This window comes from Pseudoalteromonas sp. OFAV1, assembly GCF_021532595.1.
In the GTDB taxonomy this organism is placed as follows: Bacteria; Pseudomonadota; Gammaproteobacteria; order Enterobacterales; family Alteromonadaceae; genus Pseudoalteromonas; species Pseudoalteromonas lipolytica_C.
This window is the reverse complement of record NZ_JAKGBG010000007.1, coordinates 78,742-98,570: the sequence shown is the minus strand read 5'-3', so window position 1 is coordinate 98,570 and position 19,829 is coordinate 78,742. Positions and strand designations below refer to the sequence as shown.

At 41.1% G+C, this 19,829-nt stretch carries 13 protein-coding genes; 9 read left to right on the top strand and 4 right to left on the bottom strand.

What is annotated here, in order from left to right; genetic code table 11:
* The first annotated feature begins 330 nt into the window (after positions 1-330).
* Entirely contained in the window at positions 331-1,326 is a 996-nt protein-coding gene (locus tag L1267_RS06040; protein ID WP_235382366.1) for a hypothetical protein, read from the top strand.
* Positions 1,327-1,530: 204 nt separating this feature from the next.
* Here the strand turns inward: L1267_RS06040 and L1267_RS06035 are convergent, their stop codons facing one another.
* Positions 1,531-2,508, bottom strand: a complete 978-nt coding sequence (locus L1267_RS06035; protein WP_235382365.1) for a catalase family peroxidase — start codon at positions 2,506-2,508, stop codon at positions 1,531-1,533.
* A gap of 290 nt (positions 2,509-2,798) precedes the next feature.
* Between L1267_RS06035 and L1267_RS06030 the strand changes: the two genes are divergently transcribed.
* Entirely contained in the window at positions 2,799-3,197 is a 399-nt protein-coding gene (locus tag L1267_RS06030) for an ExbD/TolR family protein (protein ID WP_055021032.1), read from the top strand.
* A 59-nt stretch (positions 3,198-3,256) separates the two neighbouring features.
* Here L1267_RS06030 and L1267_RS06025 read toward each other — a convergent pair whose 3' ends face one another.
* The 3 genes from L1267_RS06025 to L1267_RS06015 all read right to left on the bottom strand — a co-directional run bounded on the left by L1267_RS06025 (position 3,257) and on the right by L1267_RS06015 (position 7,916).
* Positions 3,257-6,073, bottom strand: a complete 2,817-nt coding sequence (locus tag L1267_RS06025) for a TonB-dependent receptor plug domain-containing protein (protein ID WP_235382402.1) — start codon at positions 6,071-6,073, stop codon at positions 3,257-3,259.
* A gap of 215 nt (positions 6,074-6,288) precedes the next feature.
* Positions 6,289-7,359, bottom strand: a complete 1,071-nt coding sequence (locus tag L1267_RS06020; protein WP_235382364.1) for a FecR family protein — start codon at positions 7,357-7,359, stop codon at positions 6,289-6,291.
* The gene (locus L1267_RS06015) at positions 7,356-7,916 is read right to left on the bottom strand and encodes an RNA polymerase sigma factor (protein ID WP_235382363.1); all 561 of its coding nucleotides are present in this window, start codon (positions 7,914-7,916) and stop codon (positions 7,356-7,358) included. The genes L1267_RS06020 and L1267_RS06015 overlap by 4 nt, the downstream gene beginning before the upstream one ends.
* Positions 7,917-8,363: 447 nt before the next feature.
* On the opposite strand from L1267_RS06015, the gene L1267_RS06010 reads away from it, so the two are divergent.
* From L1267_RS06010 to L1267_RS05980, 7 genes are all read left to right on the top strand, one after another.
* Positions 8,364-9,566: an efflux RND transporter periplasmic adaptor subunit gene (locus L1267_RS06010; protein ID WP_235382362.1), complete on the top strand. Its 1,203-nt coding sequence runs from the start codon at positions 8,364-8,366 to the stop codon at positions 9,564-9,566.
* A 14-nt stretch (positions 9,567-9,580) separates the two neighbouring features.
* Positions 9,581-12,754: an efflux RND transporter permease subunit gene (locus tag L1267_RS06005; protein ID WP_235382361.1), complete on the top strand. Its 3,174-nt coding sequence runs from the start codon at positions 9,581-9,583 to the stop codon at positions 12,752-12,754.
* Between the two features lie 105 nt (positions 12,755-12,859).
* On the top strand, positions 12,860-13,453 hold the full coding sequence (locus L1267_RS06000; protein ID WP_135924304.1) for a PilZ domain-containing protein: 594 nt from the start codon (positions 12,860-12,862) through the stop codon (positions 13,451-13,453).
* A gap of 84 nt (positions 13,454-13,537) precedes the next feature.
* Positions 13,538-14,596 (top strand): agmatine deiminase family protein, encoded by a 1,059-nt coding sequence (locus tag L1267_RS05995; RefSeq protein ID WP_235382360.1) that lies wholly within the window; start codon positions 13,538-13,540, stop codon positions 14,594-14,596.
* Positions 14,589-15,482 (top strand): carbon-nitrogen hydrolase, encoded by an 894-nt coding sequence (locus tag L1267_RS05990; RefSeq protein WP_235382359.1) that lies wholly within the window; start codon positions 14,589-14,591, stop codon positions 15,480-15,482. Before L1267_RS05995 ends, L1267_RS05990 begins: the two co-directional genes overlap by 8 nt.
* 29 nt (positions 15,483-15,511) lie before the next feature.
* Positions 15,512-18,985 carry a transcription-repair coupling factor gene (gene mfd, locus L1267_RS05985; RefSeq protein ID WP_235382358.1) on the top strand — a complete coding sequence of 1,158 codons (3,474 nt, stop codon included), beginning with the start codon at positions 15,512-15,514 and terminating at the stop codon, positions 18,983-18,985.
* Positions 18,985-19,818 (top strand): CsiV family protein, encoded by an 834-nt coding sequence (locus L1267_RS05980; RefSeq protein ID WP_235382357.1) that lies wholly within the window; start codon positions 18,985-18,987, stop codon positions 19,816-19,818. Before mfd ends, L1267_RS05980 begins: the two co-directional genes overlap by 1 nt.
* Positions 19,819-19,829: the final 11 nt, after the last annotated feature.

The window sequence follows — 19,829 nt, the reverse complement described above, 5'->3', positions numbered from 1 at the left end:
CACTGTTCGTTCTCTACCGAAGTTCGTCTAACTGCCAATTATAGGCAATCAAGTATGATTCGTAACTGCCACGCAAAGGTTTATTTCAAATATTTTAAGATCTGTTTCGAGCGATAACCAGTCATCGATATTTACTAAAATCAGTTTGGTTAGCTAATATAATAAATAAAACTTGCTTCGATAATTTTTTACAATTAACTTATTAAGCACCAATGAAAACTCATCATTTACAAAAAACAAAATTTTGTTAAAAATAAACCCATCATAAAAAAGCTTTAAATCAAAATTAAAACGCAATATTATCATTATATTTTTATGGATTTATATAATATGGAATACAAAACTAATAATAACTATGGATTTACCAAGCTTTTCTCTAGTTATTTTTGGCTAGGTTTGGTTTTGGTTTTATTTTCTGTTATTTTGGATTTAAAGTTTCCTAATATGCCTTTTTGGGCATTAGCATGTACAGGACTTCTAGAGTCTGTAGGTATAGCCATTTTAGTCGCCTCAATCTTTACTTATGCATCAGGAACCTCTGAATTTGTTAATAAAATCAAGTCACTATTGCAAGATATTGTAGTAAGCAGGAATTTTTTAGGGAATATTGATTCTGAAAGTAAACGGGACGCATTAAGCGCGTTAATAAAACCATCGATAGAAGAAAAAAGAATTTATTCAAATATCGAAGATTACTTAAATACATATATCATTCAAACTATGGATGTAACAAATAAATGTGTAAGAAGTAATTACAATGTTCACGCAAGAGCTTATTTAAATAAAGAACACAATACTATTTGTGTAGACTCAAATATTAGCTATCGTTTGTACCCGACTAAAGATGGCTATAGTGATATTAAAGTTGGTTTTTTAGCTTCGGAAATACTTTCCACATGTAATCAAATTGTAGTAAATACGCCACATGGTGATAGAGAGGTATTTGAAACGCTCGAATTTAAAGAAGTTGAAATTGATGTTGGTAAAGCTAGAATTGCCACTATAGATTTATCAAAACACGCTAAAAAATGTTCCCATTTAGACATTTCTCTTGATATGACTGAATCAGGATCGGACCATTGGATTATGTTATCTTTTGGAGCAATGATGCCAACGGATGGTTTCAAACATAGTTTACGTTGTGATGATGGCTTAAAAGTAAATAGTTTTCATACTTTCATTCATGGCGCTCAATTTTATACTGACAAGCCATCTGATACAGAAATGATTACTTCTTGTAATGAATGGATAAACGAGGGTACAGGTCTTTCAATACTTGTATCTCTTCCGCACGAAATGGCTAACAAACCAATCAAACAGGACTAAAAAGTTTACTTAGTTTCGCTTATCTACACTTTTTTGCAAATAAATTTTAGTCGTATATTAGGACCTAAGCCCATAAAAATTATTACCAGAAACTCATCTAATACTGCCGACAAACTAAATTCCCCCTACTGTCTCTTCTAACACATACACACCTGTCAGGTTTATTAATTACTTTTAATCAAACCTGACGGATACACTTAAGATTTATTGACCCGTTAAACGCTTAGCAAATGAAATTGCATAAGCTGTTGAGCGTAATTTGAGTACTTTGTCATCGCTTGGCATAAAGCCTTTAGATAGTAGGTTTGGGTCATAATTAGTGAGATCGCAACCTGACTCACTTGTCGATTCTATGGTGAGCTTCCCTAATTCAATTGTTTTGCGATCAGCAGGCCATTGTACTGAAGGGTCAGTTAATGCATCACCGGGCTCGGCGAATTCAGCTTGAAAAAGATAATGAACCTTCCCTTTCTCTAAATCCTCTTCAAGTCGCTTAGCCAGAAATGACTTAGGGAAGGTTTTCATTTGCTCTTCAGTTAGCACCTGCTCTGGCTCTTCTGGCACCATGGTCCACCTAAAGGCATGCTTAGCGCCCTTTTCATCAACCATGTAAAAGGTATGCACACCAAAATAACGCGAAGACACATACGATGCTGGCGGGTTATGGCTTTGTAGCCAATTAAATTGCCCTAAGATACTCGGGTTTTGTTCTCTGTATGCTTTTACTTTCGCAAAATCGATTTGACCTGTTTTTTCGTCAGGTACTAAGGTACTTAGCAAACCAAAAAATGCTTCTGGGCTGTTGCCTGCAAATACTGGCGTAGTAAGCCCTGCAATATTATGTACATCACCATTTTCTAGCACAAACTGCACCCCCATTCCACGCGGCGAGCGTGATGTTTCATCAGCATGAGGGTTACCACCGCCCATAGAAAAACGAATATTTGCTTTTGACGGTGCGTTAAATAAAGGGCTGATTGAATACTGTTTTGCTGCTTGATTAGGTGTAAATGTGCCAACAGCGCACACCCCTTTGGCGTGACCTTTTCTGATTCCGGGCTGCTTTCCTGACAGCTTTTCAAATAAATTAATAAAATCTTGCCCGTTTACTGGTTGCTCAGCAAAACTTGCTGTTGGTAAAACAAGGCACATAGCACAAACTAAAGACTTAATTTTTAGCATTTATCCATCCTTTAAACTTAGTTCCAACAAAAATGACCAGACTAACCTCAAAATCATTTCATCAAAGCTAATAAATATTTTTACCAACAAAAACGCTACAAACATTTAATAAACTTAGAATATTTATTTAACTACAGTATTTTTAAAAGCTGCTAACTTTAAATTTAGGATCCTAAAAACTGCTGTGGCGCCCAGCATTTTAAAAATAATCCGTGGTATTAATCACGACTATGACTAGTCCACTTAATCGTGACTTTTGTGGCTTGGTCAAAAACAACAAGGACCTAATTATGGTGAAACAACATAAAAAAACCACTGCAAACGCTGATGTAGATATGACTCCTATGCTCGATATTGTGTTTATCTTGCTGATATTTTTTATCGTCACAACCTCATTTGTTAAAGAGCGCGCTATTGAAGTGAATCGCCCTTTAGCAAAACCAAGTCTTGAAAACCCTAAAAAACAAGCGCAATTTACTATTACTGAAAACGACAGTATTTATTTTGCAAACCGGCTTATCACACCAGAGCAAATAATCGCTAACCTTGCGTTATTTGCCGCACAGTTTGAAATGACCAACGTGCAAGTAACAGCAAGTGAGCAAAGCAGCCACAAAACCTTGGTCACCTTGCTTGATAAAATAAAACAATATCAAGATGTGCCAATTTCTATAAGTACGTCTTTATAACTAAAAAAGGGCCAAATGGCCCTTTGCAAAGTTAAATAATAAAAGAATCTAAAGGGAGTTTAGAACTTGTACTCTGCACCTACGTAATAGTACGCACCGTTAAAACCAAATGGTGCTGAACGACGTGAGTAAGTGAATACACCTGGGCTTGAAACAATTGTGTTGCCGCTTGCATCAACAATCGTACCCGAGCGTGAATTACCAATGGTGTTCTTATCTGGGTAAACATCAAATAAGTTATTTGCACCAATGTTAAATGACAGATTTTCGTTAAAGAAGTAGTTAACTTTTACATCAGTTAAGATTTCAGCACCGTATGTTTGACGACCACCGTCTTCAACTGTGTATTCGCCGTAACGGTTTAGTGATAGGTTTACAGTCCAATCTTCTAAACGGTAAAGCGCACTTAAGTTAATGCGGTCTTCTGGTTGCCATTCTTCAATAATTGAGGTTTCTTGCGCAGAAAACACATCTTCTACCGGAATAGTCTCAAGGCCACTGCCTGATGGCGTAAATAAATCAACCACATCTGTTTTAGTGAAGTTAGCAGCAAAGGTGAAATCAAGCGTACCGCCAAGGCCTTCTGTGTTCCATGTTGCAACTAAATCAACACCTTCGGTTTCGGTGTCTGCACCATTTAAGAAGAACTGCCCCGCACCTGCGCCTGAACTTTCAAGTGCAGCATCTAGCGTATCTGATAAACCTTTACCTAAACGGTTAGAAATAACGATACGGTCGTCGATATCAATCGAGTAGTAGTCAATGGTTAAATTGATATTGTCGGTAACGTTATACACAATACCTAAACTGCGGTTTTGTGATTTCTCTTCTTTTAGCTTAGGAATACCAATTGATTGCGCTAAGGTACTGTCGTTTCTGAACGTACCTACTTGCTCAGCGACTAAGCTGCCATCATCACCCACAACAAACTGTGTACTTACGTTATTAAAGTAAAGTTGTTGCATAGAAGGTGCTCTAAAACCTGTGCTTAGTGCACCACGTAAAGACACATCTTCAGTAATTGACCAGTTACCCGCTAGCTTAAAGTTAACTGTATCGCCAAAGCCTTTGTAGTTATCGTAACGTACCGCACCTGAGATGATGACATCATCGATTACATAGGTTTCTGCATCCATGTAGAATGAGATCACATCGCGCGACTCATCAACTGATGATGCCGGATCTGAGCCACCAAAACCTTGCGTACCACTTGCTGCATCAACACTACCAACACCGCCATTTAAGCCAGAGTAAATGCTAACGCCATCAACTGTGTCGTAATCACGGTATGCGTATTCACTACCTTCAAGAATGCGGAACTCATCAGTACGTAGCTCAGCACCCAGTGCTAATGAAAAATTGTCGTAGTCTTTAGTGTAATCAAGGTTGAGTGTTTGAAGCGATAATTCAAGGCCATATGCATACGCTGAACGCGGGATAGTGGCACGAATTTCATCAGCGCTTAAACCTTGGTTATAACGAAGGTAGTTTGCGTATGAGCCATTGATTGTGTCGCTTGTTGTGTAATCAATGCTGTTTTCACCATAGGTGTACGATAAATCAATGCTTGAATCATTATCAAACGACTTTTTAAAGCCCACGTTGTAAGACACGTCATCAATGATGGTATTAATCTTAGGTAAGAAACCCATAGGAATGGTTGCATCACCATCTTGTAATACTGGGTTACCATTTGTATTTGCGTTATGACGGAAAAACGCTGCTGATTCGTTTTCACGATTTGAATAAGTGATAAAGCCATATATCTCACCACCAGCAAGCTCATAGCCAGTATTAACAGTTAGAGCAAATTGCTGTGAATCTGCATCACCAATCCTAAACGTATCACGAGGTGCTGTTAACTCACGAGGGTCGCCAGCTAATAGTGTACCGTCATCAAGTTCTGTACAGCCGTAAAATTGACAAGAACCATGAAGGCCTGCACGGTTAGTTGGCGCACGGTCACGGTAATTAATTGTGGTGTTAAGATAACCTTCATCACCTAAAGCAAAACCTTTGTTGAAATCAACAGTAACCGTTTCACCATCGCCTTCTGAATACTCACCGTAGTTGATAGCAGCTTTACCGCCTTCTTCGGCGTCTTTTAATACGATATTGATAACACCTGCAATGGCATCTGAACCATATTGTGCAGCAGCACCATCACGTAATACTTCGATACGTTTGATTGCAGCAGCAGGGATAGCGTTCATGTCAGTACCAGCCGTACCACGACCTACTGACGTATTAATGTGGATAAGGCTCGCTTGATGGCGGCGTTTACCGTTGATAAGCACTAAGGTTTGATCTGGCCCTAAGCCACGCAATGTTGCTGGGCGAAGTGCATCTGTACCATCACTGATAGACGAGCTTGAAAAGTTAAACGATGGAGCGATTGCTTGAAGCATACGGCCTACTTCTGTTTGGCCTGTATTCTCAAGTGCTTCGGCACTTAAAATGTCAACCGGAACCGGTAAATCTTCAACCGAGCGTCCTGCTACACGGCTACCGACAACGGCAATTTTTTCGATGTTTTGTTCTGCTGCTTGATCTTCTGCTAATGCTTGCGTATTGGCGGCTAGCAGTAATGGCACGACTGCAGCGCTGACCCCTGATACTTTGATCATGTTGTTATCTTTCCTATCTACTTGTTTGAGTTTTATCCTCAGCAAGCCTTGTTGATCAACAACCGCATCAAGCTCAGTACCTTCTAGCATCGCATTCAGTGCATCGAGTTTAGTGTAAAAACCAAATAACGATTGTGCCTGATATTGCTTCGCTAATTCGAAAGAAAATATGACTGTTTGTTCGGTTTGCTTTGCAAATTCGATTAAAGCCAAATCAGCTCGTTGCGCTTTGATGTCAAATTGCAGCATTTGTTTTTCAGCTGCAATTGCTGTTTGGCCGACGGTAAGGCCATAAACAACAAATGAGGCTGGTAACAACTGCAATTGCTTACTGTGCAACTTAAACAAACAGGTGAGGGAAAAAAATCCACTATGTAAATTTAATTTTTTTTTAATTAATTTTTTGTGACGAGAAAGTGGCGCACAATTAACATCATAATATTGGCGTATTCTCATAGGCAGAACTAACCTTTTGAAGCGAACGTTAAGCTAACACGATGCTCACCCAAACGTTGATGATTAACTGACAAATTTGCCTGTAGTGAATCAAGTAGGCCTTTAATATCGCCAGCTTTAAACACACCAGCTACCTTTAAAGATGCAAGTTCAGGATCGCTAAGCTCAAATCTCGTTGCTGTATAACGACTAACTTCTTGAAGTGCCTCGCTTAATGGTTCACCACTAAAGATCAGCATTCCATGTTGCCATGCAAGATCGCGTTGCACATCATCTGCTGAAAGCTGCTTAATTGGCTCAGTTTTACTGTGTTTAATCAGCGCTTTTTCACCAGATATAACAACATTCGCTTTTAGTTTTTTTATGTCAGAGCTGTTATCTGAAGCACTTTTTAATCTGTCAAAGTCACTTGCATCTACATGAGTATTTGGATCGGCAATCATTACTTTGCCTTCAGTGACCACTAATTCTAAGTCTGATGCAGTATTTCGCTGAACATTAAACACTGTACCAAGTGCAGTAAAAGATTTATCACCCGCGATCACTGTAAATGGACGGCTTGCATCTTTAGCAACGTTAAAACGCCCTTCGCCACGGTTTAAAATTAACTGGCGACGAGTTCCCGTATAAGCCACTTCAAGTTTTGTATTGGTATTAAGTTGTACAATCGTGCTATCTGGCAAGACGAATGTAGCTTGCTCACCCACTTTTGTCCGGTAAATCTTATTAAATTTCGCGTAATCGTTCTCTTCACTTTGCCAATAACTAGAATAAATCAACATAATGCAACCAAACAGCATCACAATTAAAAAGCTGGCGGCTGTTGCCATGCCAAATACTGCGGGCTGTTTTTGTGGTGCTTTGTAAGGAAACAGGCTACTTAGCTCGTTAAGTACACTCATTTCATCCCACAAGGTTGCAAGCTCAAAAAGTGCTTCTTGGTGTGCAGCACTTTGATGGGCCCACATATGTAATTGGCTTACTTCATCTTTTGATAAACCACGGTCAATGGCGCTTATCCACTGACTCGCCTGCTCTTGAATCATTTCTTTTGATGAAAACGGGTGAACATTACTCATTTGTTCACCTCTTTAGCAGCGAACTCTGTGGTTGTAGGGTGACTGTGGGTTTGAACGTCGTGAGATTTCATTGCTCGGTGAACATGTAATAAGCCTTTGGCTATGTGTTTTTCAACAGTGCTTTCGCTGAGTTCCATTTTAGCAGCAATTTCCTTTTGGCTTAGGCCGTAGACTTTCTTTAAAATAAAGCATTTTATTACTTGTGGACTTAGTTCGTTAGTTACTCGGCAAAAAAACAAAAAGCGTTCTTTTGAGGTCACTTCATCTTCTAAGGCCATTGAGCGCATTTGATACTCAACTTGTTGTTGCTCATCTAACGACTCTTTATATTTATTATCCCATTTAGCAATATGGTTTAGTGCTAAATGTTTTGCCGTTTTCAGCATATAACTATGAGTGTACTCGATATTTTGTCTAAGATCGGCCTCATAACTTTTGATAAACGTCTCTTGCACAATATCTTCTACATCATCAGGGCTGACGATACGTGATACAAAGCGCCTAAGCTTGCTCGATATCTCAGTAAAAGCAGTGATCACACCTGTTCTATCTGTCATCCTTAACTCACATTTATTATATTTTTATTGCTTTAGGGTACGAGATTTCAGTTTAATTACAAGCCATTTGTTAAAATTTTGTGCCTCACGTTAATACACCCAAATAAAATCATATTTATACCTTACATTTATTTAAGGAAAGCTGCTGATTTTAGTACATTTGTATAACCAACTTACCATCACAGCAAATCTAATAAACAATAACTAACCAAGCCTCAAAAGTAGATAAATATGATTTCTACTGGTTTACTTTGCTAACTCGTTTTAATAATCCTCATTAAAGTAGTTTTTTGTATCGATATAATCCGAGCAAAAGTAAACTAAAGGGTGTACCTTTTGCTATTTTGGGTATAAACTAATCGGACTTTAAAATTGCATAGGACTGCCTTTGAGTTTTGGATGGCATTTCTTTGCTTACTTGCTTAACAATTGGACTGTGGAGTAAACATGCGTCTGCCTTTCGCACCTGCCAAATTATCTTTATCTGCTTTATTATTGGTTACTGCACCTATACTTTTATCTGCTTGCTCTAAAGCACCGGAGCAGCAAGGTCAAATGCACCCAGCTGCGGTTGCCACAATGACCATGAAAACTGAAGATGTGCCTTTTACTATCGAGCTGCCTGCAACGTTATCTGGTTCAAAAGAAATCGAAGTTCGTGCTCGCGTTACCGGTATTCTTGAATCACGTAACTTTGAAGAGGGCCAACGTGTAGAGCAAGGCCAGTCATTATTCACTATTGATCTTGAACCTTATCAACTTGCGGTTGACCGCGCTCAAGCAGCACTTGATGGCGCAAAAGCAGCTTTAATTCAAGCAGAGCGTGATGTAAAACGTTTAGCAAAGCTACGTGCCGAGAAATCCGTTTCGCAGCGTGACTACGATAACGCAAGTTCAGCCAATGATATTGCAAAAACAGATTTAGCTGCCGCTAAAGTAGCTCTGAAAGAAGCACAACTTAATCTTGAATATGCGCAAGTTAAAGCCCCTGTCGCAGGTGTAATGGGTCGTGAGTTTGTTTCTGAAGGCACTTATGTTTCTGGCCCAGATTTATTATTAACGCAAATGACTCAGTTTGACCCGATTCGCATTCGTTTTGGCTTATCTGAGCGTGAACAATTACAAATGCGTCAAGATGTTAAAAATGGCTCACTCACTTTACCTGAGCAAGGCCACTGGCAAACACAAATCAAATTACAAGACGGTTCTTTATACAGCAAAACCGGTGAAGTTAATTTCTCTGATGTCCGTATTAACCCGAACACAGGTACCAGTGAGTTTCAGGCAATTATCCCTAACCCTGATTTCCAACTTCGCCCGGGGCAATTCGTTCGCGTTGAGTTAAGTGGTGCAGTTCGCAAAAACGCTTTCATCGTGCCACAACGAGCCGTGCTTGATAACGGCACCGGTAAGTTTGTTTATGTAGTAAGCAAAAACGAGCAAGGTATGGATGTTGCGTTACCTGCCCCTGTCACTGTAGGTGAATGGATCAAAAAACCAGAAAACGAGCAATACCAAAATTTTTGGTTGATTCGCAGTGGGTTAAAAGAAGGCGACCAAGTTATTGTTGATGGCATGGCACGTATTTTCTTCCCGGGTATGCCAGTCAATGTTGGCAAACCAACCACTAACTCAAGCCACGCAGAATAAGCACAGGGAGTCTTATGTTTTCTCGTTACTTTATAGACAGACCCATTTTTGCGTTTGTTATATCTATTGTTATTGTGCTTGCGGGCCTTGCTGCGATGCGTAGCTTACCAGTTGCGCAATACCCTGAAATAGCACCACCGGTTGTACAAGTCACCGCGGCCTACCCTGGCGCATCTGCAGGAGTACTCGAACAAACCGTTGCTACACCGATAGAAAATGCCATTACCGGTGTTGAAGGCATGATGTATATGTCATCAACGTCAACCAGTGCTGGTTCAACCACAATCGAAGTTACTTTTGAAATTGGTACTGATGTTGACCAAGCCGCTGTAAACGTAAATAACCGTGTAAAACAGGTTGAAGCACGTTTACCTGAAGAAACACGCCGCCAAGGTGTCGTTGTTCAAAAAGGCTCTTCTAGCTTTTTACAAGTGCATGCCTTTTACTCACCAGATGGTACACGCTCGAGTTTATGGACATCTAACTATGTCACTATGAACGTGCTTGACCGTATTAAACGAATTCCTGGTACAACGAGTGTACAAATTTTTGGTGCTAAAGATTACGCTATGCGTATTTGGCTACGCCCTGATGTTATGAGCCAATTAGGGGTTACGGTTGAAGAAATTGCCGGCGCAATCCGCGTACAAAACTCGCAATATGCCGCAGGTAAAATTGGTGCTACGCCAACAACTCAATCTCCTCAAGAACTGGTTTATAGTGTTACAGCACAAGGCCGTTTATCTGAGCCTGAGCAGTTTGAAAACATCATTATTCGTTCAAATACTGACGGCAGTAGCTTACGCTTAAAAGACGTTGCCCGCGTTGAGCTCGGTTCGAAAGATTATAACTTCAAAGGGACGATTAACGGTAAAGAAGCGGTACTGCTAGGTATCTTCTTACAGCCGGGTGCTAATGCTCTTGATGTGGCTGAAGAAGTAAACAGTGTTATTGAAGAAATGAAAAGCCAGTTCCCTACCGGTCTTGCTCATTTAACCTCTTACGACACAACCCGCTTTGTTGAGGTATCAATTCGTGAAGTAGTAAAAACATTGCTTGAAGCCATGGTACTGGTATTCTTAGTGGTGTATTTATTCTTACAAAACTGGCGCGCAACGCTTATTCCGACTCTTGCAGTACCGGTTTCACTACTAGGCACATTTGCTGGCATGTATATGCTGGGTTACTCAATTAACTCACTCACCTTATTCGGTATGGTGCTCTCTATTGGTATTGTTGTTGATGATGCCATCGTGGTACTTGAAAACGTTGAACGTATTATGCACGAAGAAGGCCTAGGTGCTCGAGAAGCTGCCGTTAAAGCCATGGGCGAAGTAAGTGGCCCAGTTGTGGCAATTGTTTTAGTACTTTGCTCTGTGTTTGTGCCAATTGCATTTTTAGGTGGCTTAACCGGTGAGTTATTCCGCCAGTTCGCAATTACTATTTCGATTGCTGTAAGTTTATCGGGTGTGGTTGCCTTAACGATGACGCCAGCTCTTTGTGTGCTTATTTTAAAACAAGAACACAAACAAACCGCCCGTTTTTTCTTATGGTTTAACGACATGTTTACCAAGATCACTGGCCGTTATGTAGGTGCTGTTGGTTTTATGGTGCGCCGTGGTCTGTTAGGTGTGATCTTAATGACGGGTATGGTTGCTGCTACAATTGGCCTTTGGCAAAATACGCCTGGTTCACTTGTACCAGATGAAGACCAAGGTTATTACATCTCTGCCATCTTCTTACCAGATGGGTCATCACTTGAACGCACAGAGCAAGTAACACAGCAAGTTGTCAAAGCCGTACAATCAAACCCAGCTAACGAAAACGTAGTGGCGTTTACAGGTTTTGACTTTATTGGCGGTGGTTACAAAAACAGTGCTGCAACCTTATTCGTGACTCAAAAGCACTGGGATGAGCGTGAAGTTGATACCAAAGCGCTAGTGCAAGAGCTCTTCATGAAAACAGCGGGTATTAAAGAGGCGCTTGTACTTGCCTTTAACCCTCCTGCTATTTTTGGTTTAGGTAACACTGGTGGTTTTGAATTCTACATTCAAAACAAAGGTGACAGTGACCCAGATAAACTACAACATGCAATGCAGTTGATGACAGCTGAAGCACAAAAAAGCCCTATCATCAGTGGCTTGCAAACACTTTGGCGCCCTGATGCACCACAGCTACGTGTTGATGTGGACCGTGAGCAAGCGCGTGCTATGGGTGTCGAAATTGATGACGCGTTCACTGCCCTTGCGGGTAACTTAGGTACTTATTACGTTAACGACTTCAATAAATTTGGTCGCGCATGGCAAGTACTGATGTCTGCAGACGCTGAATTTAGAATGAAGCCTGATGACATTGGTCGTATCTATGTTAAAAACAACCAAGGTACTATGGTGCCACTTTCAGCCTTTACCACTATTGAGTATAGCCGTGGCCCTGAAAACCTTAACCGTTATAACAACTTACCAGCAGTTAAACTAATGGGTAATGCAGCACCGGGTTACAGCTCGGGGCAAGCCATTGCTGAGGTAGAACGTATTGCACAAGCAGTACTACCACCTAATATGACCTACGAATGGACAGGCTCTGCATTCCAAGAAAAACGTAGTTCAGGTACCACAGGAATTGCCTTAGGCCTTGCTGTGATCATGGTATTTTTGATTCTAGCAGCTCTTTATGAGCGTTGGTCACTACCGCTGTCTGTCATGCTTGCCCTGCCATTTGGTACATTTGGTGCGCTTATAGCAGTATGGGTTGTCGGTATGACAAACGATGTGTATTTCCAAATTGGTCTTGTCACACTACTTGGTCTTGCCAGCAAAAACGCGATTCTTATCGTTGAATACGCCTTGATGAAACATCAACAAGGTTGGAGCGCAAGTACTGCTGCACTTGAAGCTGCACGTTTACGTTTTAGACCAATTATTATGACCTCTCTAGCCTTCATTTTAGGTGTTGTGCCGTTAGTACTGAGCTCTGGTGCAGGTGCGGGAGCTCGTCATAGTGTTGGTACGGGTGTTATGGGCGGTATGATGGCTGCAACATTCCTTGCGGTATTCTTTGTGCCACTGTTCTTTTATTGGTTAACGGCGCGTAAGTTAACTGAAAAACGCTCAAGACAAGAGCTTGCTGATGAGATAGCAAAACATCACCAGCAAGAACATGTCAAAACCCAAGAGGGTAACCTGTAAAAAATGAAGGGCAAACAATGAGTTTGCCCTTTTTTTTGATTATTTGATTACTAGCAATTTACTGCTTCGAGCGCTAGTATTAAGGAAAGATGTGTGGAGTGCAGCATGAATAATCAAAAATTAGCCGAATTTGAACAATTTTTTCAAATCAACGAGAGCAATCGCGTCAATTTATACGCCGTTGAACCTGAAGCTGTGCCAAAAACCAATGCTGAACTCGAAGCTGATATCCCCGCTTTATTTAAACTTGCTAACGAAGTAAATGAGCTTGAACAAGCAACCTTACGCCCGCTTAGAAACCTAGGTGATGTTGCACAAGAACTAGCACTATTTTTACAAGCACAATCACGTAAAATTGATTTAATTATGAGCCATATTTTAGCCTCTGAACAGCCAGAAGATGACGCTAACTATTGCGATAGCTATGGCGGTGGCGGGGTAAAATTAACCTCATCAGAAGTATATGAACTTGGACAGACATTTCGCACTAAATTATTCTTACAACACGAAGCATCTGCCATTTATTGCTATACCGAATTAGTCGCCATTGAAAAATGTGATGATGATAAATACCAATATACCTTATTGTTTACGGCGATTCGTGATGCTGACCAAGATTTAGTCGTAAGAGCGGCCTTACATGCCCAAACTCGCCAACTAAAAAAACGTCAACAAGAAAACAATTCGCAAGACAGTTAAAAATCACGCTTTATCGCGCACAAAAAGCTGACATCTATGGCTAAAATGCTAAACTAGCCCCACCTTAGTTTGTTTATTACCTTCATGAAATTTAGACTTTTACCTGAATGGGCTGAGCAAGATGCTGTTATGCTTACTTGGCCACACCAAGATACTGATTGGGCTGCAAATTTAACGGCTGTAGAGCCTGTGTATGTGGCACTTTGCCAAGCAATAAGCCAGCAACAAGATGTTGTGATTGTGGCCCATGATAATGCCCTTAAAGCACATATTGCCGGATTACTTGAAACCGCAAATGTTGATGCTAAGCGCATTCACTTTGTGGTGACACCCTGTAACGATACTTGGGCACGCGACCATGGCCCATTAACCTGTGCGAATATTGATGACGCAACAGAATTAAAAGTAATGGATTTTATTTTTAATGGTTGGGGCAATAAGTTTGCAAGTGAACTTGATAACCAAATTAACCAAGTGCTTGTAAAGCAAGTTGCAAACCCTAAAAATGGTTATCAGCAAAGTGAACTGGTTCTTGAAGGCGGCGGCGTCGAAATCAACGAGCACGGCGTACTACTGACTACAAGCGAGTGCTTGTTAAACCCAAATCGTAACCCAGCACTTACAAAAGCAGATATAGAAAAAACGCTAGTTGAGCAACTTGGCGCTACGTCTTTCCTTTGGGTTGATCACGGTTATCTTGCGGGTGATGATACCGACAGCCATATTGATACACTGGTACGTTTTGCACCAAACAACACCCTTGTATATGTACAGTGTGATGATAAAAATGATGAGCATTTTGCTGCCCTTGATGCAATGGAAAAGCAACTGCAATCATTTAAAACAGCAGAAGGTGAAAACTACACGCTGATTGCCTTACCTTGGCCAAAAGCAGTGTTCAATGAAGATGGTGACAGACTCCCTGCCACATACGCTAATTATTTAATTATCAATAAAACCGTTTTAGTACCAATTTATGGTGATGAAAACGACCAACTTGCGCTTGGTCAGGTTGCCAAAGCATACCCAGATCACACTGTGGTGGGTATTAATTGTGTGCCAATTATTCACCAATTTGGCAGCTTACACTGTATTACAATGCAATTACCGCGCGGCTTTTTAGCAGGAACAAACAATGACTAAACCAACGCATTTAAAGGTTGCTCTTGTTCAGCAATCAAACACCGATAATGCTCAAGACAATATGGCAAAATCTATTGCTGGTATTCGTGATGCAGCAAGCCAAGGCGCTAAGCTTATTGTTCTTCAAGAGCTGCACCGTAGTTTGTATTTTTGCCAAACCGAAGATGTAGACGTTTTTGATTTAGCAGAAACAATTCCGGGCCCAAGCACAGACACCTTAGGCGCACTCGCTAAAGAATTAAATGTGGTGATCGTGTCATCATTATTCGAAAAGCGTGCCACAGGTCTTTATCACAACACCGCTGTGGTTCTAGAAACTGACGGCAGTATTGCCGGCAAATACCGTAAAATGCATATTCCTGATGACCCAGGTTTTTACGAGAAATTTTACTTCACACCGGGTGATTTAGGTTTTCAGCCTATTCAAACCTCTGTTGGCAAATTAGGCGTGTTGGTGTGTTGGGATCAATGGTTCCCTGAGGCTGCACGCTTAATGGCAATGGCCGGTGCTGAAATTTTAATTTACCCAACAGCCATTGGCTGGGATCCGCGTGATGAAAAAGACGAACAAACACGTCAAAAAGACGCGTGGGTTATTTCACAACGCGCTCATGCAGTTGCCAACGGTGTACCGGTGATCAGCTGTAACCGTGTTGGTCACGAAAGTGATCCAAGCGGTCAAAGCGAAGGTATTCAGTTCTGGGGCAACTCGTTTATCGCGGGCCCTCAAGGTGAAATCTTAGCCGAAGCTAACAACAGTGATGAGCAATTATTGGTTGTTGAATTAGACCAAGCGCGTAGTGAAAACATTCGTCGAATTTGGCCTTACCTTCGTGATCGTCGTATCGATCACTATCAGGACTTAACCAAGATTTATCGAGACTAAGCAGTAAAAACAGTTTAAAGGAGTAGTAAATGGCGTTTGCGCAATGGGCAGCATTGCCTTGGGTAAAATCTGAAAAAGATAAAATTCAATGGGGACAACTTACCGGTAGCGGACTGAGCATCGCCATCGCAGAAGGTGTAAAACAACACAACGAGCTGGTTGTGATTGTCACCCCAGATACGCCAAGCGCCCTACGCCTTGAAACTGAGCTCGAATTTCTATTGCCTGAAAACCCAGTCATGGTCTTCCCTGACTGGGAAACTCTACCTTATGATCATTTTTCGCCGCATCAAGATATTATTTCTGCACGCCTAGCCACCTTAAATACATTAAAAAAAGAACAACAAAGCGTATTAATCGTGCCAGTATCAACCTTGATGCTACGTACAGCCCCTGCTTCGTTTATTTACGGTTCAACCCTTAACTTTAAAGTGGGCGATACCTTAGATACCCATACACTGCGTGAAAACTTAGAACAAGCGGGCTATTTACATGTACAACAAGTGATGGAGCATGGTGAATACGCTATCCGTGGTTCTATCGTTGACTTATACCCTATGGGTAGCCCTCACCCATTCCGTTTAGACTTTTTTGATGATGAGCTCGACAGCATTCGTTTATTTGATGTTGAAAGCCAACGCTCTGATGAAAAAGTCGACAAAATTGAGTTACTGCCAGCTCACGAGTTTCCAACTAACGACTCAGACATCGAGCGTTTTCGTATCAATTATCGTGAACAATTTGGCGCAAGTTCTGAGCAAGACTCAATTTATATGCAGGTTACCAAAGGAACTTGGCCTGCCGGTATCGAATATTACATGCCACTGTTTTTTGATGGACTGGCGACTATCTTCGATTACTTACCAAGCAATACGACGTTTATGCATTTTGGCGATATTGAACATGCTGCTGACCAATTTTGGCACGATGTAAATGTTCGCTACGAAAATCGCCGTGTTGATCCACTTAGACCACTACTTGAGCCAATTAAGCTCTATCAAAGTGTTAATGAGCTGTTTGGTGAATTTGGTAAATACGCACGTATTCGTTTATCGCAAGCCAAATTAGGCACCAAAGCAGGCCATACAAACCTTGCCAGTAAAGAGCTGCCAAATGTACGTATAGATCATAAGTTACATGAACCGTATCAAGGTTTAATAAACTATGTTGCTAGCGAGAAAAAACAAAAAGGCCGCGTGCTGCTCTCGGTTGAATCGGATGGCCGCCGCGAATCATTACTGACATTATTAAAACCAAGTGGTTTAAAGCTCAAAGAGTTTGAAACTTTTAGCGATTTTACCAATAGTACAAGCGATGTTGGCCTCATCGTTTCGCCACTTGAACAAAGTGTGGTGTTAGACGGTAAACCGCGTTTAACCATTATCACAGAGCAAGAATTATTAGGTATTAAGGTATCGCAGCGTCGACGCCGTAAACACAAATACGAAGCCAGCCAAGATGCGCTTATTCGTAACCTTGCTGAGCTACGTGAAGGCCAGCCAATCGTACACCTTGACCACGGTGTAGGCCGCTATCAGGGGCTTGAAACCATCGATGCTGCCGGTGTTATCACCGAGTTTGTTACCATCATTTACGCCAACGAAGCGAAGCTTTACGTACCTGTTTCAGCGTTACATATGCTGAGCCGCTATTCTGGTGGCGAAGAAGCCTCTGCCCCGCTCCATAAATTAGGCTCCGATGCGTGGGAAAAAGCTAAAAAACGTGCTGCCGAAAAAGTTCGTGATGTGGCTGCTGAGCTATTAGATATTTACGCAAAGCGCCAAGCAAAACCGGGTAACCAATTTAAGCTTGATGGCAGTGCATATCGTCAGTTTAGCGATAGCTTCCCATTTGAAGAAACTGACGATCAACGCAACGCCATTGAGTCTGTTCTTGGTGATATGCAAAGTAAACAAGCGATGGACCGTTTGGTGTGTGGTGACGTTGGCTTTGGTAAAACTGAAGTGGCAATGCGCGCAGCCTTTGTGGCCGTTAACGATAACAAGCAAGTTGCGGTGCTGGTACCAACGACACTGCTTGCTCAGCAACATTATGAAAACTTTAAAGACCGTTTTGCCGATTTACCAATTGAAGTTGGTGTTTTATCACGCTTTAATTCTACAAAAGAGCAAAAAGATACCCTAGATAAAATGGCTGAGGGTAAATTAGATATCGTTATTGGTACACACAAGCTTATTCAGCAAGATATCAAATTTAAAGATTTGGGCTTATTAATTGTTGATGAAGAGCACCGCTTTGGTGTGCGTCAAAAAGAAAAAATCAAAGCATTACGTGCCGATGTTGATATTTTAACACTTACAGCAACCCCTATCCCACGTACCTTAAACATGGCAATGAGTGGTATGCGTGACCTGTCAATTATTGCCACACCACCTGCAAAACGTTTAGCAGTTAAAACCTTTGTTAGACAAAGGGATGCAGAACTAATTCGCGAAGCAATCCTGCGTGAAATTAAACGCGGTGGTCAGGTGTATTTCTTACATAATAATGTTGAAACTATCGACCGTGTTGCTGAAGAAATCAGTGAATGGGTACCCGAAGCCAGTGTTACAACGGCACATGGTCAAATGCGAGAGCGCGAGCTTGAGCAAATTATGAGTGATTTTTATCACCAAAAATATAATGTCATTGTGTGTACCACCATTATCGAAACCGGTATCGATGTACCCACTGCCAACACCATTATTATGGATAGAGCAGATAAGCTAGGGCTGGCCCAACTACATCAGTTACGAGGGCGTGTTGGCCGAAGCCATCACCAAGCGTATGCATACCTTCTAACAGGTAATCCTAAGTCGTTAACCAAAGACGCTGTAAAACGTTTAGAAGCGATAGAATCGCTTGAAGATCTAGGCGCTGGCTTTGCACTTGCTACCCATGATTTAGAGATTCGTGGAGCGGGTGAATTACTTGGTGACGACCAATCAGGGCAAATGCAAACCATTGGTTTTAGTTTGTATATGGAAATGCTTGAGCAAGCCGTTAACGCATTAAAAGAAGGTAAAGAGCCAACTCTTGAGAATTTACTAGGTCAACAGACTGAGGTTGATTTAAAACTACCAGCCTTATTACCTGAAGATTATATTCATGATGTAAATGCTCGTTTAGGAATCTATAAACGCATTGCAAGCTGTGCTAACCTCAACGATATGGACGAATTACAGGTAGAGCTAATAGACCGCTTTGGTCTGCTACCTGATGCCACTAAAAACTTATTTAGTTTGCAGCAATTAAAACTGCAAGCAAGCAATATTGGCATTAAGAAAATTGAAGCAAATCCGAAAGGCGGTTATTTTGAGTTTAGCCAGCATACAAAGGTTAACCCTAGCTTCATTATAGGTTTGATACAAAGTGCACCACAGGTGTATAAAATGGATGGCGCGAATAAATTGCGCTTTGCGATTAGTGAGGCAAACCCTCGCGAACGCTTGAAAATGGTCACTGCAATGATTGCAGATTTCGAGAAAAAGGTTAGCCATTAATGTTGTTAAGAAATAGTTTTTTGTTGCTGTGTTGCTTATTTACAAGCTCATCGTTTGCAACGAGATGGTTTGAAATTGAAGTACTTATCTATAAACAACGCCCAGCACCTTATTTACAAGAAGATTTTTCTTTAAAGCATGATGAGATTACTGCTAAGCGCGAAAAAGATCTGCTTTCTCCAGCTTATACAGCGCAAGCTAGACAAGAGTGCTTAAATGGCGACAGTCGATTTCAGTCTACGACATTTGCAGATGCTATTATTACCTCGAATCCCCACTCTAACGTGTGCGATGAAAGTGTTGATTATTTATCTAGTTATGACGAATTACCCGTAACACCCGTAGTCGAAGCTCGCGACGACACGGATGAAATTTATCTACTCGCGCCCGAGCAGCTACAGTTTATCGAACAAAAAAAGCAACTAGATCGTAAAGGTCTCACGCCGATACTTCACACAGGTTGGCGTTTTCCTGAAATGAGCGAAAGTAAAGCCCCCAGTATTAGATTGTTTTCAGGTGATCACTTTTCACAAGCGCTCGATAGCCAAGCAACTACTGATAATGACTTTATTAATCTAGTTAGCCCGGTACAGCAATATATTCCCGAACAGTTACAAACGATACCGAAGTGGGAATTAGAAGGTTTGATGAAAATATACGTTCGCCATTACCTGTTTATTCATGCTGATTTTGATATTAGTCAGCGTTTAGAGAGTGGCGACTATGAAAAAGCACGTTTTTCACAATTTAAGCGTGTAATAAGTAATGAAATTCATTATTTCGATCACCCTCGCATGGGGATGATTGTACAAATAAGACGTTATAACCATTAATGGAAACTATT